17 protein-coding genes are annotated in these 20,912 nt (G+C 66.4%); 8 read left to right on the forward strand and 9 right to left on the reverse strand.

Annotation, left to right across the window (positions count from 1 at the left end):
* Nucleotides 1-176 precede the first annotated feature (176 nt).
* The 3 genes from A6A40_RS02455 to A6A40_RS02465 all read left to right on the forward strand — a co-directional run bounded on the left by A6A40_RS02455 (nt 177) and on the right by A6A40_RS02465 (nt 2,539).
* Entirely contained in the window at nt 177-482 is a 306-nt protein-coding gene (locus A6A40_RS02455) for an STAS domain-containing protein (protein ID WP_063633953.1), read from the forward strand.
* A gap of 61 nt (nt 483-543) precedes the next feature.
* On the forward strand, nt 544-1,341 hold the full coding sequence (locus A6A40_RS02460; protein ID WP_063633954.1) for an ATP-binding protein: 798 nt from the start codon (nt 544-546) through the stop codon (nt 1,339-1,341).
* A 10-nt stretch (nt 1,342-1,351) separates the two neighbouring features.
* Nucleotides 1,352-2,539, forward strand: a complete 1,188-nt coding sequence (locus A6A40_RS02465; protein ID WP_063633955.1) for a PP2C family protein-serine/threonine phosphatase — start codon at nt 1,352-1,354, stop codon at nt 2,537-2,539.
* 20 nt (nt 2,540-2,559) lie between these two features.
* On the opposite strand, the gene A6A40_RS02470 is transcribed toward A6A40_RS02465, so the two are convergent.
* The 5 genes from A6A40_RS02470 to A6A40_RS02490 form a co-directional block, all read right to left on the reverse strand.
* Complete coding sequence (locus A6A40_RS02470) at nt 2,560-3,411, reverse strand: NAD kinase (RefSeq protein WP_236783705.1); 852 nt, start codon at nt 3,409-3,411, stop codon at nt 2,560-2,562.
* A gap of 146 nt (nt 3,412-3,557) precedes the next feature.
* On the reverse strand, nt 3,558-5,873 hold the full coding sequence (clpA, locus tag A6A40_RS02475) for an ATP-dependent Clp protease ATP-binding subunit ClpA (protein WP_063633956.1): 2,316 nt from the start codon (nt 5,871-5,873) through the stop codon (nt 3,558-3,560).
* An 8-nt stretch (nt 5,874-5,881) separates the two neighbouring features.
* Nucleotides 5,882-6,208, reverse strand: coding sequence for an ATP-dependent Clp protease adapter ClpS (gene clpS / locus A6A40_RS02480; protein WP_063633957.1), 327 nt, complete (start codon nt 6,206-6,208; stop codon nt 5,882-5,884).
* Between the two features lie 332 nt (nt 6,209-6,540).
* Entirely contained in the window at nt 6,541-7,014 is a 474-nt protein-coding gene (locus tag A6A40_RS02485; RefSeq protein WP_063633958.1) for a phasin family protein, read from the reverse strand.
* Between the two features lie 320 nt (nt 7,015-7,334).
* Nucleotides 7,335-7,847 (reverse strand): phasin family protein, encoded by a 513-nt coding sequence (locus A6A40_RS02490; RefSeq protein WP_063633959.1) that lies wholly within the window; start codon nt 7,845-7,847, stop codon nt 7,335-7,337.
* A gap of 486 nt (nt 7,848-8,333) precedes the next feature.
* Between A6A40_RS02490 and A6A40_RS02495 the strand changes: the two genes are divergently transcribed.
* Nucleotides 8,334-9,095: a proteasome-type protease gene (locus A6A40_RS02495; RefSeq protein WP_063633960.1), complete on the forward strand. Its 762-nt coding sequence runs from the start codon at nt 8,334-8,336 to the stop codon at nt 9,093-9,095.
* A gap of 28 nt (nt 9,096-9,123) precedes the next feature.
* Here the strand turns inward: A6A40_RS02495 and A6A40_RS02500 are convergent, their stop codons facing one another.
* Nucleotides 9,124-9,846 carry a hypothetical protein gene (locus A6A40_RS02500; RefSeq protein ID WP_063633961.1) on the reverse strand — a complete coding sequence of 241 codons (723 nt, stop codon included), beginning with the start codon at nt 9,844-9,846 and terminating at the stop codon, nt 9,124-9,126.
* Between the two features lie 532 nt (nt 9,847-10,378).
* Between A6A40_RS02500 and A6A40_RS02505 the strand changes: the two genes are divergently transcribed.
* Nucleotides 10,379-11,626 carry a D-alanyl-D-alanine carboxypeptidase family protein gene (locus A6A40_RS02505; RefSeq protein WP_063633962.1) on the forward strand — a complete coding sequence of 416 codons (1,248 nt, stop codon included), beginning with the start codon at nt 10,379-10,381 and terminating at the stop codon, nt 11,624-11,626.
* A 33-nt stretch (nt 11,627-11,659) separates the two neighbouring features.
* Here A6A40_RS02505 and A6A40_RS02510 read toward each other — a convergent pair whose 3' ends face one another.
* From A6A40_RS02510 to A6A40_RS02520, 3 genes are all read right to left on the reverse strand, one after another.
* Nucleotides 11,660-12,394 (reverse strand): response regulator, encoded by a 735-nt coding sequence (locus A6A40_RS02510; protein WP_236783706.1) that lies wholly within the window; start codon nt 12,392-12,394, stop codon nt 11,660-11,662.
* A 98-nt stretch (nt 12,395-12,492) separates the two neighbouring features.
* Complete coding sequence (locus A6A40_RS02515) at nt 12,493-12,984, reverse strand: MmcB family DNA repair protein (RefSeq protein ID WP_063633964.1); 492 nt, start codon at nt 12,982-12,984, stop codon at nt 12,493-12,495.
* Nucleotides 12,985-13,107: 123 nt separating this feature from the next.
* Complete coding sequence (locus A6A40_RS02520; protein ID WP_063633965.1) at nt 13,108-14,625, reverse strand: PAS domain-containing sensor histidine kinase; 1,518 nt, start codon at nt 14,623-14,625, stop codon at nt 13,108-13,110.
* Nucleotides 14,626-14,990: 365 nt separating this feature from the next.
* On the opposite strand from A6A40_RS02520, the gene A6A40_RS02525 reads away from it, so the two are divergent.
* The 3 genes from A6A40_RS02525 to A6A40_RS02535 all read left to right on the forward strand — a co-directional run bounded on the left by A6A40_RS02525 (nt 14,991) and on the right by A6A40_RS02535 (nt 20,902).
* Entirely contained in the window at nt 14,991-16,415 is a 1,425-nt protein-coding gene (locus A6A40_RS02525; RefSeq protein ID WP_063633966.1) for a hybrid sensor histidine kinase/response regulator, read from the forward strand.
* 278 nt (nt 16,416-16,693) lie between these two features.
* Nucleotides 16,694-18,925, forward strand: a complete 2,232-nt coding sequence (locus A6A40_RS32180) for a sensor histidine kinase (RefSeq protein WP_063633967.1) — start codon at nt 16,694-16,696, stop codon at nt 18,923-18,925.
* A gap of 588 nt (nt 18,926-19,513) precedes the next feature.
* The gene (locus tag A6A40_RS02535; protein WP_063636084.1) at nt 19,514-20,902 is read left to right on the forward strand and encodes a bifunctional enoyl-CoA hydratase/phosphate acetyltransferase; all 1,389 of its coding nucleotides are present in this window, start codon (nt 19,514-19,516) and stop codon (nt 20,900-20,902) included.
* The last annotated feature ends 10 nt before the right edge of the window (nt 20,903-20,912 follow it).

Below are 20,912 nucleotides of genomic sequence, written 5' to 3' on the forward strand. Positions count from 1 at the left end.
GGAAAAGTGTCGCGCTGCGGTGAAAGGCTTCTTCCTGGTGGCATCCGAGCTTGAGGGAACGCCCGGGCTTGCACTACTGTGCATAGGCAAATGCCGGGTGTTTCGCGCGCATTCGTATGAGGGCCGTCCGGGCTGCACGCCCACGGCCTCTCAGCGACCGATGGGTGAGGGAAAGTATGGATTTCAAGACGATCAGAACCGATGCGGTGCCCGAGATCCGGCTGTCCGGTCGGATGGAGTTCACCGACCACGACCGTCTGGTCGAAATCGTGACCCAGCTGCGGGATCTGGGAGGAAGCCGGGTCGTGCTCGACCTGTCGGGGCTTGAATTCATCGACTCCGCCGGCCTCGGCATGCTGCTGATCCTGCAGGAGGAGGCCGAGAGCCTGAACACCAAGCTGATCGTCCGTGGAGCGGCCGGCGACGTGAAGCGGTCGATCGAGCTTGCCCGCCTGTCAGAGATCATCACCTTCGAACATTGAACAACCGGCGGCCGGCCTGCCGCCGGCCGCACCGGTCCCTTCCACTGGGGAGATTGCCGCCATGGACGCCGCCCTTCCCGACACCCCGGCCGAACCGGCGCTCCGTTCCTTCAGCATGCTGCGCAACCGCGTGCCGGCGGACATGGCTGCCCGGATCTTCTCCCGCTTCGACGGCACCGGGGTTGGGACGGACGGCCTTCCGGACGCTGCGGTGACCGCCCGTCCGGTGGTCGAGGCCCAGTTGGTGGAGAGGGCGGACCGCGACCGGCTGCGCGCCGCCTTCGACCGCAGTTCCTTTCTGACGGTGGAGCTGGGGGAGGGAACGGACGAGTGCGAGGCCCTGCTCGACGATTGGTCGGGTGCGCCGGCGGCGGAACATCCGCGCCTGCCCGGATTCTATCTGTCGCTGACCACCGGCAGCGCCTATGGCCTGCAATGCCCGGTCCTGGTCTGCGACGAGCTGGTGCGGCGCGGGGCGCTCGATCCGCAACGCCGGTCCAACGTGGAGCTTTGCCTGCACGAAGCGGTCGCCAACGCCATCGTCCACGGCAATCTGGGCCTTTCGAGCGCGGTCAAGGGCGAGCCCGGCGGCTATCGCCGCTTCAGCGAAATGATGCGCGACCGGCTGGGCGACCCTGCCGTGGGGCGCCGGCGGTTGGACATCTTCTGCCGCTGGACCGATCACAGCATCGCCATCGCCGTGGTGGACCAGGGCGGCGGTTTCGATACCGAACTGGCTCCTGCGACCACCGGCAACAAGGCGCGGTCGGGCCGCGGCTTCGTCTTCATGCGCACGCTTGCCTCCCGTGTGACGGTGACCGACGGCGGGCGTTGCACCGTCCTGCAGTTCGACCGCTGACGGAGCCCGCATGCCCGTGCCTGGCCTGTCGCTGTCGGATTGCCGTGTCCTGATCGTCGACGACAACGAATTCAACCGCAAATCCCTTGCCCTTGTGATCCGCCGTGCCGGCATCACCGACATCGCCTTTGCCGAGAACGGGCGCGAAGGGCTGGCCGCGGTCGACCGGTTCCGTCCCGATCTCGTGCTGCTCGACGTCGATATGCCGGTGATGAACGGCTTGGAGATGTGCGAGGCATTGCGCCGCAGCGCGACGCATGAGGAGCTGCCGGTCCTGTTCCAAACCGCGCTGGACAGCGATGAGGAGCAGGTGCGCTGTTTCGAGGCGGGTGGCAGCGATTTCATCTCCAAGCCGATCAAGCCCGGCGAATGCGTGGCCCGTGTCCGCCATCAGCTGGAAAAGCGCAAGCTGTTCAACGATCTTGCCACCTTTCGGGAGAGGGTGCAGCGGGAGCTGTCGCACGCCCGCGCCATGCAGACTTCGCTTCTGCCGGAAAAACGGCGGCTGGCGGAGGTGGCCGACCGCTATGGCCTGACCCTGGACGCCCATTTCGAGACCTCCTCGGAGTTGGGTGGCGATTTCTGGGGGCTCTATCCGCTGGGCGACCGGCGGCTCGGGCTTCTGATGGTCGATTTCGCCGGGCATGGCATCACCGCGGCGATCAACACCTTCCGCCTGCACACCCTGATCGACCGCTTTCCCATGCATCATGTGGCGCCGTCGCAATGGCTGGCGCAACTGAACGCGGCGCTGAAGGACGTGCTGCCGACGGGACAGTTCGCCACCGCCTTCTTCGGCATCCTCGACCTTGCCACCGATACGCTGACCTTCGCCGCGGCGGGGTCGCCCAACCCGGTGCTGGGAACGCCGGCCGGCATGAAGGGCGACGGGCCGGACATCCGGCTGCTCGATTCGGCCGGTCTGGTTCTGGGCGCCTCGCGGCGGGCACAGTATGTCGACCATAGCTTCCGCTTGGCCCGTGGTGGCTTCCTGTTCCTCTACAGCGACGCACTGATCGAATGCGGCGGCGACGATCTCGGCCCGCTGGGGCAGGATGCCGTGCCCGACTTTGTGCGGGCCGCGCTGGCCAAGGATCGTATCCACCCGCTCGGCCCGATGATGGACAGCTTCTACTCCCGCATCCGCCTGCCGCTGCGCGACGACCTGACCGCCGTTTGGGTGGCAAGGCGGGCGTAGACGGACCGTGCGCGAGAGGTTTAGGGCGCGAACTGCTCCTTCAGGATGCGTTCCTCGAAATTCAGCTCCGGGTCGAACAGCAGGGTCAGGCCGACCTCGCGGCATTCCTGCACCTCGACCTGAAGAACCTCGCGCACTTCGGTGAAGTCGGCGACGGCGCTGACCGGGCGCTTCGACTCTTCCATGACGTCGAAGGTGATGCGGGCGGCGTGGGGCAGCAGGGCGCCGCGCCAGCGCCTTGGGCGGAAGGCGCTGATCGGGGTCAGGGCCAGGACTCCGGCATTCAGCGGCACGATGGGGCCGTGGGCCGACAGGTTGTAGGCGGTGCTGCCGGCCGGCGTCGCCACCAGGGCGCCGTCGCAGATCAGTTCCGGCAGCCGCACCACCCCGTCGATGGTGATGCGCAGCTTGGCCGCCTGCCGTGTCTCGCGCAGAAGCGAGACCTCGTTGATGCCCAGCGCCTCCACCCGCTCGCCATTCACCCTGGTGGCGATCATGCGCAGCGGATGCAGCCGGACATGCTGCGACGCCACGATGCGCTCCGCCAAATCCTCCTCACGGTAGGCGTTCAGCAGAAAACCGACCGAACCGCGGTTCATGCCGTAGACCGGTGTCGGCCGTTCGCGATCACGGGTGAGCGCCCGGTGCAGCGTTTCCAGCAGGAAGCCATCGCCGCCCAGTGCCACGATCACGTCGGCCTCGTCGGGCATGGCGTTGCCGTAGCGGTGGACCAGCCGTGTGCGGGCGGCGCGGGCCTCGTCCGTGTCGGCGCAGGCGAAGGCGATGCGCAGCGCGTCGGGCGCGGGCAGCAAGGGTGCCTGCGCATCTGCGGACTGCAAAAGGGCGGGCTGCATGGCGGCGGGATCGGTCATGGGCCCGACCATAGCGCAGTCCGGCCTACGCGCAAAAGTATCGCGCGGTGAAGAGATGATGCAAAAGAGCGCATCCGCCGCAATGGCAACAAAAAGGGAGCCGTCGACGGCTCCCCTTTTTCACGATATGGAACGGGGAGGTCGGGTTACTCGACCATCTCCGACACCATTTCCTCGTCATCGTCGCCGGACGTGCGCTTCGGCCGGCTGCCTTCGGCATACTCGAAAGCCGGCTTCTCGTCCTTCACGGTGACCTTCACCAGACCGCCCTTGCTGAGCTTGCCGAACAGCAGCTCTTCCGCCAGCGGCTTCTTGATGTACTCCTGGATAACGCGGCCAAGCGGGCGGGCGCCATAGAGCGGGTCGTAGCCCTTCTTGCCCAGCCACTCGCGCGCCTCTTCGTTCAGTTCGATGGACACGCCGCGGTCTTCCAACTGCGCCTCCATCTGCATGATGAACTTGTCGACGACGCGGTTGATGACCTCCTGCGTCAGCGGCGCGAACGGGATGATCGCGTCGAGACGGTTGCGGAACTCCGGCGTGAACATCTTCTCGACCGCTTCGATGTCCTCGCCGACCCGGCGGTCACGCTCGAAGCCGATGGCGGGCTTGGCCATGTCGGCGGCCCCGGCGTTCGAGGTCATGATCAGGATGACGTTGCGGAAGTCGACGATCTTGCCGTTGTGGTCGGTCAGCTTGCCGTGGTCCATGATCTGCAACAGGATGTTGAACAGATCCGGATGGGCCTTCTCGATCTCGTCCAGCAGCAGGACGCAGTGGGGATGCTGGTCGATGGCGTCGGTCAGCATGCCGCCCTGGTCGAAGCCGACATAGCCCGGAGGGGCGCCGATCAGACGCGACACCGTGTGCCGCTCCATATACTCCGACATGTCGAAGCGGGTCAGCTCGATGCCGAGAGTCATGGCGAGCTGGCGGGCCACCTCGGTCTTGCCGACGCCTGTCGGGCCGGTGAACAGGTAGTTGCCGATCGGCTTCTCCGGCTCGCGCAGGCCGGCACGGGCCAGCTTGATGGCGGAGACCAGCGCGTCGATCGCCTTGTTCTGGCCGAAGACCATGGTCTTCAGGTCGCGTTCCAGATTCAGCAGCGTTTCCTTGTCGTCGCGGCTGACCGACTTCGGCGGGATGCGGGCGATCTTGGCGACCACCGCCTCCACGTCCTTCACGCCGATCTTCTTGCGGCGCTTGTTCTCCGGCAGCAGCATCTGCGCCGCACCGACCTCGTCGATGATGTCGATGGCTTTGTCGGGCAGCTTGCGGTCGCCGATGTATTTGGCCGACAGCTCCACCGCGACGCGGATGGCGTCGTTGGTGTAGGTGACCTTGTGGTGCTTCTCGTAGTAGGGCTTCAGGCCTTGCAGGATCTTCACCGCATCCTCGACCGACGGCTCGTTGACGTCGATCTTCTGGAAGCGGCGGACCAGCGCCCGGTCCTTCTCGAAGTAGCTGCGGTATTCCTTATAGGTGGTCGAGCCGATGCAGCGCAGCGAACCCGACGCCAGGGCCGGCTTCAGCAGGTTGGACGCATCCATCGCCCCGCCCGAGGTGGCGCCGGCGCCGATCACCGTGTGGATCTCGTCGATGAAGAGGATGGCCCCCTCCGTCGCCTCGAGTTCGGACACGACGGCCTTCAGCCGCTCCTCGAAATCGCCGCGGTAGCGGGTGCCGGCCAGCAGCGAGCCCATGTCGAGCGCGAAGATGGTGGCGTTGCGCAGCACCTCCGGCACTTCCTGCTGGACGATGCGGCGGGCGAGGCCCTCGGCGATGGCGGTCTTGCCAACACCGGGGTCGCCGACATACAGCGGGTTGTTCTTCGAGCGCCGACACAGGATTTGGATGGTCCGTTCGACCTCCTGCTCCCGGCCGATCAGCGGATCGATCTTCCCGCCGGACGCCTTCTTGTTCAGGTTGACGCAATACGCGTCGAGCGCTTCGCTGCCTTTTTTCACGACCTTCTCCGCCGCCGCCTCGTCGTCAGCGCCCGAGACACGCTTTGTTTCCGAGCGGCCCGGAGCCTTCGCGATTCCGTGAGAGATGTAGTTGACCGCGTCGAACCGGGTCATCTCCTGCTCCTGCAGGAAATAGACCGCGTGGCTCTCGCGTTCAGAGAACAAGGCAACGAGCACATTTGCTCCCGTCACCTCCTCACGTCCCGACGACTGGACGTGGATGGCCGCACGTTGCAGAACCCGCTGGAAACCAGCCGTCGGCTTGGCGTCATCGGGCCTGTTCGTGATAAGGTTCGCAAGTTCGTTGTCGAGGTAATCCGACAGTTCCGCGCGCAGTCGGTCGAGGTCGATCCCGCAAGCGCGCAAGACGGCGGTAGCATCGGAGTCTTCGGTCAACGCGAGAAGCAGATGTTCGAGCGTCGCGTATTCATGCCTGCGCTCGTTCGCGTGGGCCAGGGCTCGGTGCAGCGTCTGTTCCAGGTTACGCGACAGCATGTGTGGGTCTAATCCTTTTCTAACGTGCATTGCAGCGGGTGCTGGTGCTGGCGCGCAAAGTCCATCACCTGCGTGACTTTCGTCTCCGCCACCTCGTAGGTGAACACGCCGCACAACCCCACACCCCGCCGGTGCACATGCAGCATGATCTGTGTCGCTTCCTCCCGCGATTTGCTGAAGAAGCGTTCGAGAACGAGAACGACGAACTCCATGGGAGTGTAATCGTCGTTCAGCATCAATACTTTGTACATCGACGGCTTTTTGGTCTTCGGCTTGGCCTTTACGACCACGCCGCTGTTCGTGCCGTCGTTGCCCTGCTTGTCAGAGTCGGCCATGGTCCCAGTCGAATGTCATCGCGATGCACTGTCAATGTGAATGATATGGTCATTTCGGTCGCGGTGGGAAGGGGCCGTTTTCAGTCTCCCTCCATTTGGCAGACCCTCCTTTGGTCCACCGGCCCTCCCGCTACCCCGGAATAGGAGACATCGCTTTTGGCCGGACCGCAATCGGCGGAAAACCCTAGCCCCTTTCCGCCGCACCCCGGCATTCGGTGGGATGCGAACGCAAAACGGCCCGGCACCCCTGTTCGGGGTGCCGGGCCGTCGCAATGCGGACCTGACAACTGGGAAGGTCGGCAGGCCGGTCAAGGCCCGGCCGCCTTCGCCGATCAGGCGGCCTTCTTCGACAGAACCTCGACCGTGGCGTTGACGCGGGCGCTCAGCGGAGCCAGCGCCTCGTTGGCGATCTTGACGGTCAGTTCCTGCATCTTGGTGCTTTCCGACACCAGGGCGTCGATGCTGGCCTTGGTGTAGGCGTTCTGCAGCTCGATCAGTTCCTGGATCGTCTTCACCGCCAGCAGGGCCTTGGCGTTCGACACGCTCTTCTCCAGCGAGGACTGGGTGAAGGCTGCGACCTGCTTGCCGGCCTCTTCGGCGCCCTTGGCGACGACGGTGCCGGACTTCACGAAGGCGTCGACGTTCTGCTTGGTCAGCACGGTCAGATCGTCATAGCCCTTCAGCACCTGGGCGGAGGCCTTTTCGATCTGCTCCTGCTGGGCCTTTACCAGGCCTTCCAGGTTCTGCTTGGCAGTGGCGATGGCGTCTTCGACGGACTTGGTGACGGCGGTGATCTGGTCGGACATGGCTATGCTCCTCGCGCTCTCTCAGGGGTCAACCGCGCGGCCCCGACGATGCGGCGACCGGGTGCGGAGTGGGTTGAAACCCTCGGACCCCGGCAGGGCGGGCGCCCGAGATATGCTGCACTGCAACATAGCTTGGAATGTAGGGAAAGCCAGGCAGGGAGTCAATGGATATTGTGCACTGCACAATAAAACCTGGCATGCGAGGCAAACCCCATTCGCATGCAAAACGGCCCGGCAACCGCGTGGGGGTTGCCGGGCCGTTTGCGAAGCCGGGAGCCAACGCTGATTCCCGGCCTTACCGTTCGATCGGATCGGACCGATCAGGCGGCGATCGGCTTGGAGAAGGTCTCCACCGTCGCAGTGACGCGGGCGTTGAGCGGGGCCAGCGCCTCGTTCGTGACCTTGGTGGTCAGTTCCTGCAGGCGATTGGTCTCGGCCAGCATCGCGTCGAAGCTGGACTTCAGGAAGTCGTTCTGCAGCTCGACGACTTCCTGCAGGGTCTTGGCGGCCAGCAGGGCCTTGCCGGTGGTGATCGACTTGTCCAGCGCCGACTGGCCATAGGCGACGACTTCGCGTCCCAGATCCTCGGCACCCTTGGCGGCGATGGTGCTGCTGGCGATCAGCGCTTCGACATTGGCCTTGCCGGTGGCCTGCAGATCCTCGTAGCTCTTCAGCAGCTGGGCGGCGGTCTTCTCGAACTGCTCCTTGGCGGCGGTCGCGGTCTGTTCGAACTGCTTGACCGTCTGCTCCTGGCCGGCCTTCACCAGACCCTCATACTGCTCCTTGGCCTGGGCGGCGACGGTTTCGAGCGACTTCGGCGAGAACTGGTTCATGACGCGCGTTCCTTCCTGGCTGATGCCGACGTTTGGACGATGACCCCTGCCGCTGCGGATCGAGGCTGGAAGCCTGCCGGCAGTGGTTTGCGTTGCGTTTATACGTTGCGCATCCGGTTCCCGATGCCACGAAGAGGCTTGGGAAATGTTGCGCTGCAATATGAGAATTTTATGGGCTAAGCAGCCGGCGCTGTCAACAGTACGTTCGGCATGTGTCCTGCCTGGACTTTCGCGCCGCAACATACCCCCATTGCGTGAAAATCCGATGAATGCGCAATCGTCGACATTGCCGCCGCGTGCTGGGATCGCGGTGCTGGCGGCAAACCCCTGACGGAGCAACTCCTTAACGAAGGATTTACCAGCGGTGGGACAAGTGTAGCGTGGCCGCGGGCGCGTTTCGCCTCGGCCAATGGTCAGGTGCGGCGCTTGGACGCGGCGCTCCCGGCCCTCCGCTCTCCAGGCCGCATCTTCGGGACATTTTCGATCATGACCTATTGCCTTGGCATCAAGACACGCGACGGCCTGATCGGTCTGTCGGACGGCCGCATCACCAGCGGGTCGCAGCTTTCGTCAGCCCGCAAGGTGACGATGATGGGCAGCGGCGGCGACCGCTTCTTCATCATGAATTCCGGCCTGCGGAGCGTGCGCGACAAGACGCTGGCCTATCTTCGCCGCGACATGCAGAAGCGCCGGGGAGAGGCCTATACGACCATGTTGGACGCCGTGTCGGCCTTCACCGCCTGCCTGCGGCAAGTCGCCGCGGAGGACAAGGAGTCGCTGGAGGCGTCGAAGCTGCACTTCAATCTGCACGCCATCATCGGTGGCCAGTTGTCCGAGGACCGGGAGCCCTACATGTTCCTAGTCTATCCGGAGGGCAATTGGATCGAGGTGGACGAACGCACGCCCTACCTGTCGATCGGCGCGACTGCCTATGGCAAGCCGATCCTGGACCGGGCCCTGACCTACGGCACCGACATGCAGACGGCGTTGAAGCTGGCCTACCTGTCCTTCGACAGCACCCGTTTTTCCAGCAACGATGTCGGCTTTCCCATCGACATGGTGTCCTACCATGCGGAGTCGCGCAGCTGGCGGCAGTCGAACTACGATTATGACGACCTCAGCGAACAGCGCCAGTGGTGGAACCGCAATCTGACGGAACTGGCCCGCCGCATGCCGGACGGTCCCTGGGTCGAAACCCTGGTGCCCGACAGCCTGCGTCCGCGCCACACTGCCGAGGAACCGGCCTGACGGGGCCGGTGAGGGGGGCGCGAACGGATCAGTCCGCCGGAAGGGCGCTGAGCATCAGCGCCCCGAAGGGGGCGGTCGGGCCGACCAGTCCATAGTGGCCCTGACCGTCGCGGCCGACCTGGATTTCGAAGAAGACGCCGCCGTCCGCCACCTCGCCGGAGGAGGGCAGGGTGCGCGGCGCGTCCTCCGGTTCCGGCAGTCCGGGAAAGGCGACTCCTGTCGGGTCGATGCTGCGCAGCAGGTCGGGGAAACCGGCATCGGTGAAGCGGCTGGACGGGTAGGGATAGGCGGTGAAGAACCATTGCCCGGAGCGGCAGCCGTTGATCAGCCAGTAGAATCCGTTCGACGGAAGCCTCAGCCCATTGGGCGGCGGGTCGAACGCCCCGTCTTCGCGCAGGCGGCCGATGAAGCTGGCATACTGCGCGGCGCTCAATTCCAGCGTCGCCTTGCGGCCGCGGGCGGCGGAGAAGGGGTCGGCCGGCGTGATGCGGGCCAAGTCGGTTGCCTCGATCACATGGGCCTCCACCGCGGCACCGCCGCGCTCGGGATCGCCGACGACGTCGTAGGTCCGCACATGGCGGTTGTAGTCTGCGTTGAAGACCAGGCGGAAGCGGTCGGTCCCGTCCTTGCCGCAGCGCATCCTCAGATCGTCGCCGTTGAGATAGCTGAACCAGGTCAGCTTGCGCGCCACCGGATTGTCCGTCGGTCCGACGGAGGTGCAGCCGGCGAGCGCCAGCAGGCCTGCCGCCATGGATATCGCCACACGGGCCGCGGTTGCACGACGGGCGAGGCCAGGGCGAGGGCCGTCGGGGGAAAAGGTGTCGGTCGGAACGCTTGTTCCCGGTGCGCTTGTCTCCGGGGTGCTTCTTTGATGACCACGGCTCATTGTCGCTTGCCTCGCGTCGGCGGCCCCTGGTAGGTGGAGAACGCAGGTCGCGGCGGCAAGCCCGGTCGCCGGGTCCCGGCCGATCGGAGGGCGCCGGTAATCCGTATGCCCCCGTGCCATAACCCCACCGCTTGCGTGCCGTTCTCCGCCTCTTCCCCGTCATCCTCCGTCAGCCAGGACCTGCCATTTTGGTCACAGACACTGCCAAAAGCCAAAGCAAGAAATTAACGAATTCCTGCTAGACACTGATTTCGCACGAATTTACCATTGAACCAAGCACCAAAATCTAGCGGTTGGCGGGGCCATCATGAGTGTAACGCGCAACACCGTTCGTAACGGATTGTTTCCGTTCGCCTTTCGCGCAACGGACACGACCGGCGGGCGGCGTTCGGCGGGTATGGGGCGCCATTTCCTCGCGGCTGCCGCGCTGCTTGGCCTGGCGGCTGTCGGGTCTGGCCTCTCGGCGGCCGAAGCGTTGGCGGCGAAGGCCGCGGCCATCGTGGTCGATGCCCGGACCGGGCAGGTGCTGATCGACCAGGACGCCGACGCCATCGTCCATCCGGCGTCGCTGACCAAGATGATGACGCTGTATCTCGCCTTCGATGCGCTGGAGGACGGCCGCCTATCCCTCGACCAGCAGTTGCCGGTTTCCTCCTTCGCGGAGAGCATGTCCCCGACCAAGCTCGGCCTGCGCGCCGGTCAGACGCTGAAGGTGGAAACCGCGATCCTCGGTCTCGTCACCAAGTCCGCCAACGATGCCGCCGTCGTCCTGGCGGAGGCGCTGGGCGGCACCGAGTCGCGCTTTGCCGAGATGATGACGCGCAAGGCGCGCGAGCTGGGCATGCGCCGCACCGTCTACCGCAATGCGTCCGGTCTGCCGAACATGGAGCAGGTCACGACCGCCCGTGACTATGCGATGCTGTCGCGCGCCCTGATGCGCGACCACGCCAAATATTATCCGTATTTCAGCCGCCGCAACTTCGTCTATGGCGGCCGCACGCTGGCCAACCACAACCGTCTGATGTCCCGCTACGAGGGCATGGACGGCATCAAGACCGGCTACACCGTCGCGTCGGGCTTCAACCTCGCCGCATCGGCGGTGCGGGATGGGCGCCGTCTGGTCGGCGTGGTGATGGGCGGCAAGTCCGCGGGATCGCGCGACAACAAGATGGAGGCGCTGCTCGACCAGGCCTTCGGCCGGCCCAGCCGTGGCCGCGACGACGGGCCGGTGATGGCCAGCCTCGACACCACGCACTCCGATCCAGCCGACGGCGAGGGGGATGACGATGACGAGCCGGTGGTGAAGGCCAAGCCGGTCCGCGCCGCCGTACAGATGGCCGCGGTTCCCCCCGCTCCGTCGCGCGAGAGCAAGGCCACCCGCGAGGCCGGATCGCATTGGGGCGTTCAGGTCGGCGCCTTCTCAAGCCGGGCTGCCGGCAACAAGGCGGTCAGCCAGGCGGTCAAGCAGGCCCCCTTCATCCTGCGCGCGGCCAAGCCCAACGTGGTGGAGGCCAAGGCCGGCAAGGACACCGTCTATCGCGCCCGCCTGACCGGTCTTGACGAGAAGGATGCGCGCAAGGCCTGTGCGGTCCTGACGAAGCACGGTCATCATTGCGTGGCCGTTTCCCCCGGCGAGCGCGGCTGACCGTCGCCCGGCCCGCGGGAACGGTCCGGGGGATCACCCCCGCGCCCCGGTGACGCAACGATCCAGAAAGGCCAGCGCCGGCGTCAGCGAATCGGAGAGGTCGGCCATGCGCCGCGGCAGGTCGGCAGCGCCGCCGTTCTCCAGATCCGCCTCCAGCTTTCGCGCGGCGCGGCGCAGGGCAAGGCAGCCATATTGGCCCGATACGCCGGCGATCTTGTGCGCCATCGCGCCGGCAGTCGTCAGGTCGCCATTCCGCAAGGCTGCGCCGAGCGTCTGGTTATGCTGGCTCAACACGGCTGCCGTCTTGCCGATCAACTCGTCGGCACGGGCGGCGGGCAGCATGTCCCGCATCGTCGCTATGGCGCTTTCGTCGAAGTCCGGCTCGTCCACCGGCGGCGTGGTTCGCGGCGAGCCGGCCAGCGCGGCGGTCAGAGCGTCAAGTCGCAAGGGTTTTGCCAGGATGCCGTCGGCGCCGCAGCCGGCGCAGCGGTCGCGGCCGTCGGAGGTGATGCTGGCCGTCAGCATCAGGATTCGCGGGGTGCCGCCGCCGGACCGGCCGCGGATGGCACGGACGGCCTCGTCGCCGGGCAGGCCGGGCAATCCCAGATCCATCAGGATCAGGTCGAAGGCGATCTGCGCGGCGGCCGCGACGGCGGCAGGGCCATCCTCCACCGCCACCACCCGATGGCCGGCGCGCTCCAGCAGGGCGCGGGCGGCAAGGCGGGTGACCGTCTCGTCTTCCGCCAGCAGGATGTGCAAGGGGGGCATGCCGGTCCGCTCTTCCCGGTTGATGAGAGGGAGGCAGTCTAGCCGCTTCTTCCGCGGCGCGCACCCACACCATGAGACAGCGTCGGATGGATGCGGTGTCACACCGTGGGAGAGGCCTGGGAGAACATCGGATCCTCGATCCGGTGCAGGCGCCCGGCGCCGGTCATCGCCGCGCGCAGGAGCAGGGTCTTGCGGCGGGCCGCCGCCAGCTTGGCAACCGGCGCCTCGCGCAGGATCTCGGCACCATAGGCGTCGGCGACCATCAGTCCGCAATCCTCCGGGATCAGCTCGGTCGGGAAACCGTCATCGACGGCGAAATAGAAGGCATCGCACCATTCGCGATACTCCTGCCATTTCTGGTCTGACCGGAAGTCGGGAACGCCACTCTTCACCTCTACGATCAGGATGCTGCCGGACTCGTCGATGCCCAGCACGTCGGCCCGCCGTCCGCTCGCCAGGCGGAATTCAGTCAGGGTGGCATAGCCGTGCGTCGCCAGCGCCCGCCGCACGCCGCGGAAGATCGTCAGCGCTCCGCCGGCGGACGGGGCTGGGTCGCTGTCGGAAGCGGAAACGGCAAGGTCGTTGCTCATTGGCGCAGTGCCACCATCAGCAATGGGAACGGTTCGGGAACGTTGGCAACAGAATGCCGCGTCGGCCGATCGGCGCCAAGGGGCAAAAAGGGTATGGCGGGCTTCTGCCGCTCCGCAAACGCCTCAGCTTGGAATGACGATCGGGGGCAGGGGAACCGGCCGGCACCGGTCGCGCGGCAGGCTGCGCTCGGCGGGGAACACCAGCACGGCGGAGGTCCCGACTCCCGGCTCGCTGGTCAGCTCCAGCCGGCCGCCATGCATTTCGGCCAGCCGCTTGACGATCGGCAGGCCCAGCCCGGTTCCTTGGGAATTGCGGGCGATGGTGGAGTCCTGGAGCTCGAAGGGGTGGAGGATGCGGGGAAGCTCGGCGGTCGGGATGCCGACGCCGGTGTCGGCGACCATCAGCCCGATCCCGCCGTCCGGCATCAGCTGCGCCGTCAGCACCACTTGTCCGCCCGGCCGGGTGTGGGTAACGGCGTTGGACAGCAGATTGGTTAGCATCTGGGTCAGCGCCTGGGCGTCGCCTTGCAGAAGCGGAAGATCGGCCGGCACGTCGCGGTGCAGGCGGACCTCACCCTCGGCCGCGACCTCCTGCAGCGCCTCGATGACCTTGAGCGACAGGGCGTCCAAATCCACCCCCTCCTCGGCCATCGGCATGATGCCGTCCAGGCGCGACAACTCCAGGATATCGTCGATCAGGGCAAGAAGATGGCTCCCGGCATCGCGGATGTCGCCGATATAGCTGCGGTAGCGCGGGTTGCCCAGCGGCCCGAACGGCTCCGACAGCAGCATTTCGGAAAAGCCGAGGACGGCGTTCAGGGGCGTCCGCAATTCGTGGCTCATCTGCGCCAGGAAGGCGCTCTTGGCACGGCTGGCGCTTTCCGCCTCGCTGCGGGCGGCACGCGCCTCGGCTTCGCGGACGCGCATCCGCTCCTCGTTCAGCTTCAGCGTGGTGACGTCCGTGTAGTGGACCAGCACGCCGCCGGGAACCGCATGTTCGCGGCTGAGCAGCCAACGTCCGTCGGGCAGTGGCACGACCACCGGCGGCTCCAGCCGGCGATGCCGCTCCAGCCGCACCCTCAGCCAGGTCGCGCGCTCCTCCTCCGTGGTCAGGCGGGGGTCGGAGAGGGCGAAGCTGCGGGCCAGCTCTTCGAACGGGATGCCGGGCACCAGCCGGTCGGCCAGCGCGGGCAGGTCGCTTTTCAATCGGCTGTTGGCGTGGACGAGGCGGTCGTCATGGTCGAACAGGGCGAAGCTCTCGGCGCTGTGTTCCAGCGCAGCGGTCAGGCTTTCGGCCAGCGCTTCGGCCACGGAGGGGGCTTCCGGACCGAGGTCGGTCAGGATCGCGCTGAGACCGCCGGGGGCCGGGGCCGCCACCACCCGCCAGCGCACGGGAATGCCGCCGCACCGTGCCGCGACCGTCCGCTCCACCGGTTCATGCAGGCCATCGGCCAGCACCGCGAACAGCCCGGGGCAGGCGGCGTCGGTCGCGTCACCGCGCAGCCGGCGGCCGGCCAGAGGAGAAGCCCCCAGCAGCCGCTCCGCCGCCAGGTTGGCCGACCGCCATTCCAAATCGGTCAGCGCGCCCTGGCAATTGTGGTGGGCTTTGAGAAGGGCGACGGCGACCGGCAGCCGCATCATTGCCGACAGGTAAACATCATCGGGCAGGACTTCCCCGGGAGTCGCCCGCCCGCTTTCGCCATCCTCACAAGTCTGCGCGTCGCATTCCATCCGGCCATCATTGCGGCCTAATCCTAAAAAACGCTGAAGGCCGAGCCTGAATTGACGGCGATTATTTGTCGAAATGTAACAGTAAGCCCGCTATGCGGATGGTTTTTGTCGAGTTTATCGAAAAAGCGATAAAATCCTTGATTGTTCGATGTCGCGCAATCTTCGCGTGGTCTCTGCCCAACGGCGGGCTTTGCAGCGGGCGATGGCTTCCATACTGTGGGAGCTCCACAGCGTGATCGGTGACGGGGCGTTATGGCTTGGATGAAGGTGTCGTCATGAACGGCAGCCAGGATGGTGCCGTCGGCTCGGCGCCGCCGATTCTGGTGTTCGGCGCCGACGGACGGCTGGCCGACTGGTCTCCAGCGGCCGAAGCCTTGCCGTGTCTGGCCGGCTGCCTTGCGGCCGGCATGCCTGCCGCCGATCTGGAGGTGCAGGTCGGGCCGGGGCGGGTGGTTGTCCCGCTGGCCGGTGGCGGGGCGGCATGGCAGCTCGCCGGGCTCGTCTCCCCCATCTCCTCTTCCGTGTCTGCGGACACGCCCGCCCCTGCGCCCGCCGCACAGCCGATGCGCGACCCGGCGGGGCGTCTCTTCGCAGCGGCAAGCCATGATCTGCGCCAGCCCCTGGCGGCATTGTCGTTGCTGATCGGCACACTGGACGGCCGGTTGCAGGAGGGGCGTACGGGCGTTGCGGAACGGTCGGGACGCGACCTGCTGCACTCGATGGCCCAGGCGGTCGAGTCCATGCGCAGCATGGTCGACGGCCATTTCGATCTGGTCCGGCTGGAAAGCGGTCTGGTCGATCCGGACATCCGCATCCATGCCGTCAACGGTGTCCTGATGCGGCTGGCGCTGGACGTCGCGCCGCGCTTTGCCGACCGGGGCGTGCGATTCAGCGTGATGCCCTGTTCGGCCATGGTGCGGACCGACTCCGCCCTGCTGGAGCGGCTTCTGCACGGGCTGGTCGCCAACGCGCTGCGCGTCACGGTGCGTGGCCGGGTTCTGGTCGGCTGCCGCATCCGCGGCGATCGCCTGCGGATCGCAGTGTGGGACAGCGGCCGCGGTATGTCCGCTCAGCGGCTGGAGGCATTGAGGGCGGAACTGGCGCGTCCGGCCGGGGAGGGGGCCGGTGCGCTGGGCCTGGACCTGACGCTGGTCCGCGGACTGGCACGCAAACTCGGGTTGGGTCTGGAGGTGTGTGCGGAGGAGGGGAGGGGCACCGTTTTCGCGGTGATCGTCCCGCGCTCCGTAGAGCTGGCCGAAAGCGCCGGCAAGGAGGAGCCGTCTGCCGCAGCTGCGCCTGACAGCGGCGGGGCGGATATCAGCCGGACCCGCATCCTGGTGATCGAGGACGATCCGATGGTGCTGGCGGCATTGGAGGCGCTGCTTGGCCAATGGGGTTGCAGCGTGGTGGGAGCGGACTCCTATGATGCCGCCGTCGAACGGATCGGCCTGCGGCCTGACCGCTTCGACCTCATCATTTCCGACCTGCGGCTCAGGGGCGCGGCGAATGGCATCGTCGCCATCCGGCAGATTGCCAAATTGTTCGACCGTCCGGTGCCCGGCATGATCCTGACCGGGGATACCGATCCGAAGCGGCTGCGCGAGGCGCGTTTGTCCGGCTATCCGCTTCTCCACAAGCCGGTTGCGCCGCTCGCTTTGCGCGCGGCCGTCATCCGCCTGCTCGGGCTCGATCCGCTCTGATAATAACGAGTCTAAATAAACGGCGGGATGGACAAAGTGGAGGCGTATTTTCTGGAGGGGTTGCAGTCATTTCTGCACCGCAATGAAAATTCTGAAACACAGGTGGCGCCAATGCGGCAAAATGATACGGAGACCTCTTAATAATTGCCTGCTTCAGTGCGGCCTGATCCTCCAATGGTTAGATCTGCCTCCCTCTTTCGTTTGATATGGATCTTTAACATACCCATTTATGTCTTGCCCTCGCTATTATTGAGTTGGGTGGGACGGAGGGCTATCGGATGAACCGGCGATATCTGGGGGAGGCGCGGGCGGGCAGGGCGATTGCAACCATCGTCTTTGCCGGCCTTTTCCTGTCCCTCAGCGCTTTCCTGCTGATCCGTGCCGCAACCAGCGATGCTGAGCATGCCTTGGCCGACCGTCAGGCCATCCAGCTCCACGATGAACTCAAGACCCGTTTCGATCACCAGAGCGTCCTTCTGCGCGCGCTGAGCGGCCCCATGACCGGGCCGGCGCCGGTGACGGAGGCGAGCTTTTCCTCGGCGGTCGAACCCCTGATTCCGCTCTATCCGAATCTTCGCGCCATCGTCTGGTCACGGCGGATTGCAGCACGCGACCAGACGCTGCTGGAGCGGGCGATGCAGTCGGCCGGTCACACGTCCTTCATCGTCCGCAATGCCGCCGAGGATGCGGACCTGGAACCCGGCGCCGACCGGTTCGTGAATGTGCTCGCCGAACCCAAATCGGCGACGGGCCTGATCGGTCTCGATATGGCCAGTCTGCCCGGTCAGCGCGACGTGCTGGTCCGCGCCTGCGCCGCCAATCGCGTGGTCGCAGCCGAAAACGAGCCGCTGCGTGCGGAGTTCGGCCAGAATTCCGCGCTGATCTATCTGCCGGTTTATTCGCGCGACGTCGATGCCGGGGAGGGGCGGTCCGCCGTCCGGACGCTTTGCGACGTGGTGACCGGCTTCCTGTGGACCAGCTTCGACGTCGGCCAGCTGCTGCGCGATGCGGTTCTGCGGGTTGGGCTGACCGTTGGCGACGCCTACCTGCTGGACCCGAATGCCGAGGCACCGCGTCTGCTTGCCGCCGAAGGGGCGCTGAGCCGTCCCGGTGAGCTGCCGCATCCTCCGATCCGGCCGCTGACGGTGGATCAACTGACCGGGGAAGTGGCAACGCGGGCCATCGTCCGCGACATCGCCTATGGCGGGCGGGTATGGCGGCTGTATGTGGTGCCGGTGCCGGTGCGGCTGTTCAGCGCCGACGACCGGCTGGCCTGGACCATGCTGATCGGCGGGCTTCTGCTGACCGCCGGTGCCGCCGCCTATGTGCTGCGCGAGGCGCGGACGAAGCGCCTGCTGCGCACCGAGGCGCGGGCCCGCGCCGCCATGGCCCGAGCGCTGCGCGAAAGCGAGGAGCGGTTCCGGATGGCCCTGCGCCATTCCAAGGTGACGCTGTTCACCCAGGACCGCGATCTGCGGCACTTGTGGGTCTACTGCCCGCAGCCGGACTTCCGTCCGGAACGCATGATCGGCCGCACCGACGCCGAACTGTTCCCAGAGGATGCCGAGCGATTGATTTCGGTGAAGCGATCGGTGGTCGATCGCGGCATCGGCGCGCGTTGCGAGGTGGAGATGACCTATAACGGCACCCGCCGCGCGCTGGACCTGTCGGTGGAGCCGATGCGCGACGACACCGGGGCGGTCAGCGGCATCATCTGTGCCGCCGTCGACATGACGGAATCGGTGGAAATCCGCGAGGCTCTGGCCCGCGCCCACGCGGAGGCGGAGCGCGCCAACCAGGCCAAGAGCCGCTTCCTGGCCGCCGCCAGCCACGACCTGCGCCAGCCCTTCCAGGCGATGAGCCTGTTCCACCATATCCTGTTGAGCAAGCTGGACGATCCCCAGCAAATGGAGGTGGCGCACAAGCTGGGCGAGGCTCTGAGCGCCGGCAATATGCTGCTGTCCACTCTGCTGGACACCTCCGCGCTGGAGGTCGGCAACGTGAAGCCGCGGGAGGTCGAGTTCGACGTGCAGGACATCCTCGGCCGGCTGTCCGTGGAGATCGGCGATCAGGCAGCCGACCGTGGGCTGGAATTGAGGATGGTGCCCTGTTCCGCACGGGTCCGCAGCGACCCGATCCTGTTGGAGCGGATGGTGCGCAACCTTCTGGTCAATGCCCTGCGCTACACCACCGAAGGGCGGATTCTGCTGGGTTGCCGGCGCCGCTGCGACAGCGAGGGCGGCAACCGTCTGTCAATCGAGGTGTGGGACACCGGCCCCGGCATCGCCGAAGCGGAGATGACGGCGATCTTCGAGGATTTCTACCGCTGCGGCACCGACCAGCGCGACAGCGGGCGTGGCCTGGGGCTTGGACTGTCGATCGTCCGCCGCATGGCCGAGATGCTGGACCATCCCGTCACCGTCCGGTCGCGGGTGGGGCACGGCACCGTCTTCGCCGTCAGCGTCCCGCGTCTCGTCCGGCATTGCCCCTGCGAGGCCGCCGCGGACTGAGCGGACGGCCGCGCATCCGCACTCGGGTCATCGCCGTCACGCCGGCCCTGCCGCAGTGCGCAATGGTGGCGGTTTTGCCGGCGGGTTCGCTTTTCCCATCCGCGGGCGCGCAAGTTTCGGTTATGCTGCGCCTGCTCACTGCTCTGAAACGAACCCAGTAACCCAGCTGCAACAATAGCTTGGCAACTTTATTGATGTAGGTCATTGGGCTCCCTGCCCATGGGGGCTATTTCTTTCGCACAAGCACACTCCTTGGAAAATCCTTGGGGAGCGAAGGTTCCGCTTCGGCGGGACCCAACAAGACGGGTTTCGGCCCGCTGCCATCGGCCTGTCCCAACGGGCGCCGGGGCACGGGAACCGGGATCGGGAGGATACGGCCTGCCGCGGCGACGGGTGCCCAATCCCAGGGTATCCGTCCCCGTCTCCGGCATATGGGTTTGCCGACGGATCTCCGTCCGTCCGGCGGCCTGTTGGTCGGGCGCCGCGATCCTTTTGAGGAGCTTTGAGATGGACACCGTCACCGTCGCCCTCTCCGCCGTTCCGGCGGACCGCAGCGGCATCGTTCCGACAGGCAAGAACGGCAGCCCCATGATCGAAAACGTCACGTTCGAGGAAATCCGCATCGGCCAGCAGGCCAGCCTGTCGCGCCGGCTGACCATGTCCGACATCGAGCTGTTCGCCACGGTGTCCGGTGACCTCAACCCGTCCCATGTGGACGAGAACTACACCGCCGACCACAAGGTGGTCGGGCACGGCATGTGGTCCGGTTCGCTGATCTCCGCGGTTCTCGGCACGCTGCTGCCCGGTCCCGGCACCATCTATGTCCGTCAGGATCTGCGCTTCGAGCGCCCGGTCCTGCTGGGCGACATCGTCACCGTGACCGTCACCGCCAAGTCCAAGGATGCGGAGCGCAAGACGGTCGTCTTCGATTGCCTCGCCGCCAACCAGGACGGCAAGACGGTCGCGGCCGGCGTTGCCGAGGTGATCGCCCCGACGGAGAAATTCTGCCGCGCCGCGGCGGAGCTGCCCCAGGTGCAGGTGATCCGCCATGACGGCCACGAGTTGATGCTGAAGAAGTGCGAGTCGCTGCCTCCGGTGCCGACCGCCGTCGTCCATCCCTGCGACGAGAGCTCGCTGCGCGGCGCCGTCGAGGCGGCCGAAGCCAACCTGATCGACCCGGTTCTGGTCGGTCCGGAAGCCAAGATCCGCTCGGTTGCCGACGCTTACGGCCTGGACATCTCGCGCTATCGCATCGTCGATGTCGCCCACAGCCATGCCTCCGCCGAAACCGGTGTGCGGCTCGCCCGCACCGGCGAATGCGAGGCGGTGATGAAGGGTAGCCTGCACACCGACGAGCTGATGGGCGAGGTGGTGCGGAAGGAGACCGGCCTGCGCACCGGCCGCCGCCTGAGCCACGTCTTCGTGATGAACGTCCCGACCTACCCGCGGCCGCTGCTGATCACCGATGCGGCGATCAACATCTACCCGACGCTGGAGGACAAGGTCCACATCGTCCAGAACGCCATCGACCTCGCCAAGGTGCTGGGGGTCGAGGTGCCGCGCGTCGCCATCCTGTCGGCGGTCGAGACCATCAACACCAAGATCGCCTCGACGCTGGAGGCCGCCGCCCTGTGCAAGATGGCGGACCGCGGCCAGATCACCGGCGGAATCCTCGACGGCCCGCTGGCCTTCGACAACGCCATCAGCCGCGAGGCCGCCATCACCAAGGGCATCAAGTCCGAGGTGGCCGGGCAGGCCGACATCCTGCTGGTCCCCGACCTGGAAGCTGGCAACATGCTGGCCAAGCAGTTGTCCTTCCTGGCCCATGCCGACGCCGCCGGCATCGTTCTGGGCGCCCGCGTGCCGATCATCCTGACCAGCCGCGCCGACAATGTCCGCACCCGTCTGGCGTCCTGCGCCGTGGCCGTCCTGTCGGCCGCCGCCCGCCGCCGCGGTGCCGCAGCCGCGGCCGAGTGAGAGAAAGCCT

Origin of the sequence: Azospirillum humicireducens (assembly GCF_001639105.2) — a bacterium.
GTDB lineage: Bacteria > Pseudomonadota > Alphaproteobacteria > Azospirillales > Azospirillaceae > Azospirillum > Azospirillum humicireducens.

Bases quoted from the DNA above. Each gene is read 5' to 3' on its own strand.
- A6A40_RS02460 (WP_063633954.1), top strand. From the start codon at position 544: ATGGACGCCGCCCTTCCCGACACCCCGGCCGAACCGGCGCTCCGTTCC.
- A6A40_RS02500 (WP_063633961.1), bottom strand. From the start codon at position 9,846: ATGGCGGCAGGCCTGCTGGCGCTCGCCGGCTGCACCTCCGTCGGACCG.
- A6A40_RS02520 (WP_063633965.1), bottom strand. From the start codon at position 14,625: ATGATGCGGCTGCCGGTCGCCGTCGCCCTTCTCAAAGCCCACCACAAT.
- A6A40_RS02525 (WP_063633966.1), top strand. From the start codon at position 14,991: ATGAACGGCAGCCAGGATGGTGCCGTCGGCTCGGCGCCGCCGATTCTG.
- clpA (WP_063633956.1), bottom strand. From the start codon at position 5,873: ATGCTGTCGCGTAACCTGGAACAGACGCTGCACCGAGCCCTGGCCCAC.
- A6A40_RS02470 (WP_236783705.1), bottom strand. From the start codon at position 3,411: ATGACCGATCCCGCCGCCATGCAGCCCGCCCTTTTGCAGTCCGCAGAT.
- A6A40_RS02535 (WP_063636084.1), top strand. From the start codon at position 19,514: ATGATCGAAAACGTCACGTTCGAGGAAATCCGCATCGGCCAGCAGGCC.
- A6A40_RS02495 (WP_063633960.1), top strand. From the start codon at position 8,334: ATGACCTATTGCCTTGGCATCAAGACACGCGACGGCCTGATCGGTCTG.
- A6A40_RS02505 (WP_063633962.1), top strand. From the start codon at position 10,379: ATGGGGCGCCATTTCCTCGCGGCTGCCGCGCTGCTTGGCCTGGCGGCT.
- A6A40_RS02455 (WP_063633953.1), top strand. From the start codon at position 177: ATGGATTTCAAGACGATCAGAACCGATGCGGTGCCCGAGATCCGGCTG.
- A6A40_RS02465 (WP_063633955.1), top strand. From the start codon at position 1,352: ATGCCCGTGCCTGGCCTGTCGCTGTCGGATTGCCGTGTCCTGATCGTC.
- A6A40_RS02485 (WP_063633958.1), bottom strand. From the start codon at position 7,014: ATGTCCGACCAGATCACCGCCGTCACCAAGTCCGTCGAAGACGCCATC.
- A6A40_RS02515 (WP_063633964.1), bottom strand. From the start codon at position 12,984: ATGAGCAACGACCTTGCCGTTTCCGCTTCCGACAGCGACCCAGCCCCG.
- clpS (WP_063633957.1), bottom strand. From the start codon at position 6,208: ATGGCCGACTCTGACAAGCAGGGCAACGACGGCACGAACAGCGGCGTG.
- A6A40_RS32180 (WP_063633967.1), top strand. From the start codon at position 16,694: ATGAACCGGCGATATCTGGGGGAGGCGCGGGCGGGCAGGGCGATTGCA.
- A6A40_RS02510 (WP_236783706.1), bottom strand. From the start codon at position 12,394: ATGCCCCCCTTGCACATCCTGCTGGCGGAAGACGAGACGGTCACCCGC.
- A6A40_RS02490 (WP_063633959.1), bottom strand. From the start codon at position 7,847: ATGAACCAGTTCTCGCCGAAGTCGCTCGAAACCGTCGCCGCCCAGGCC.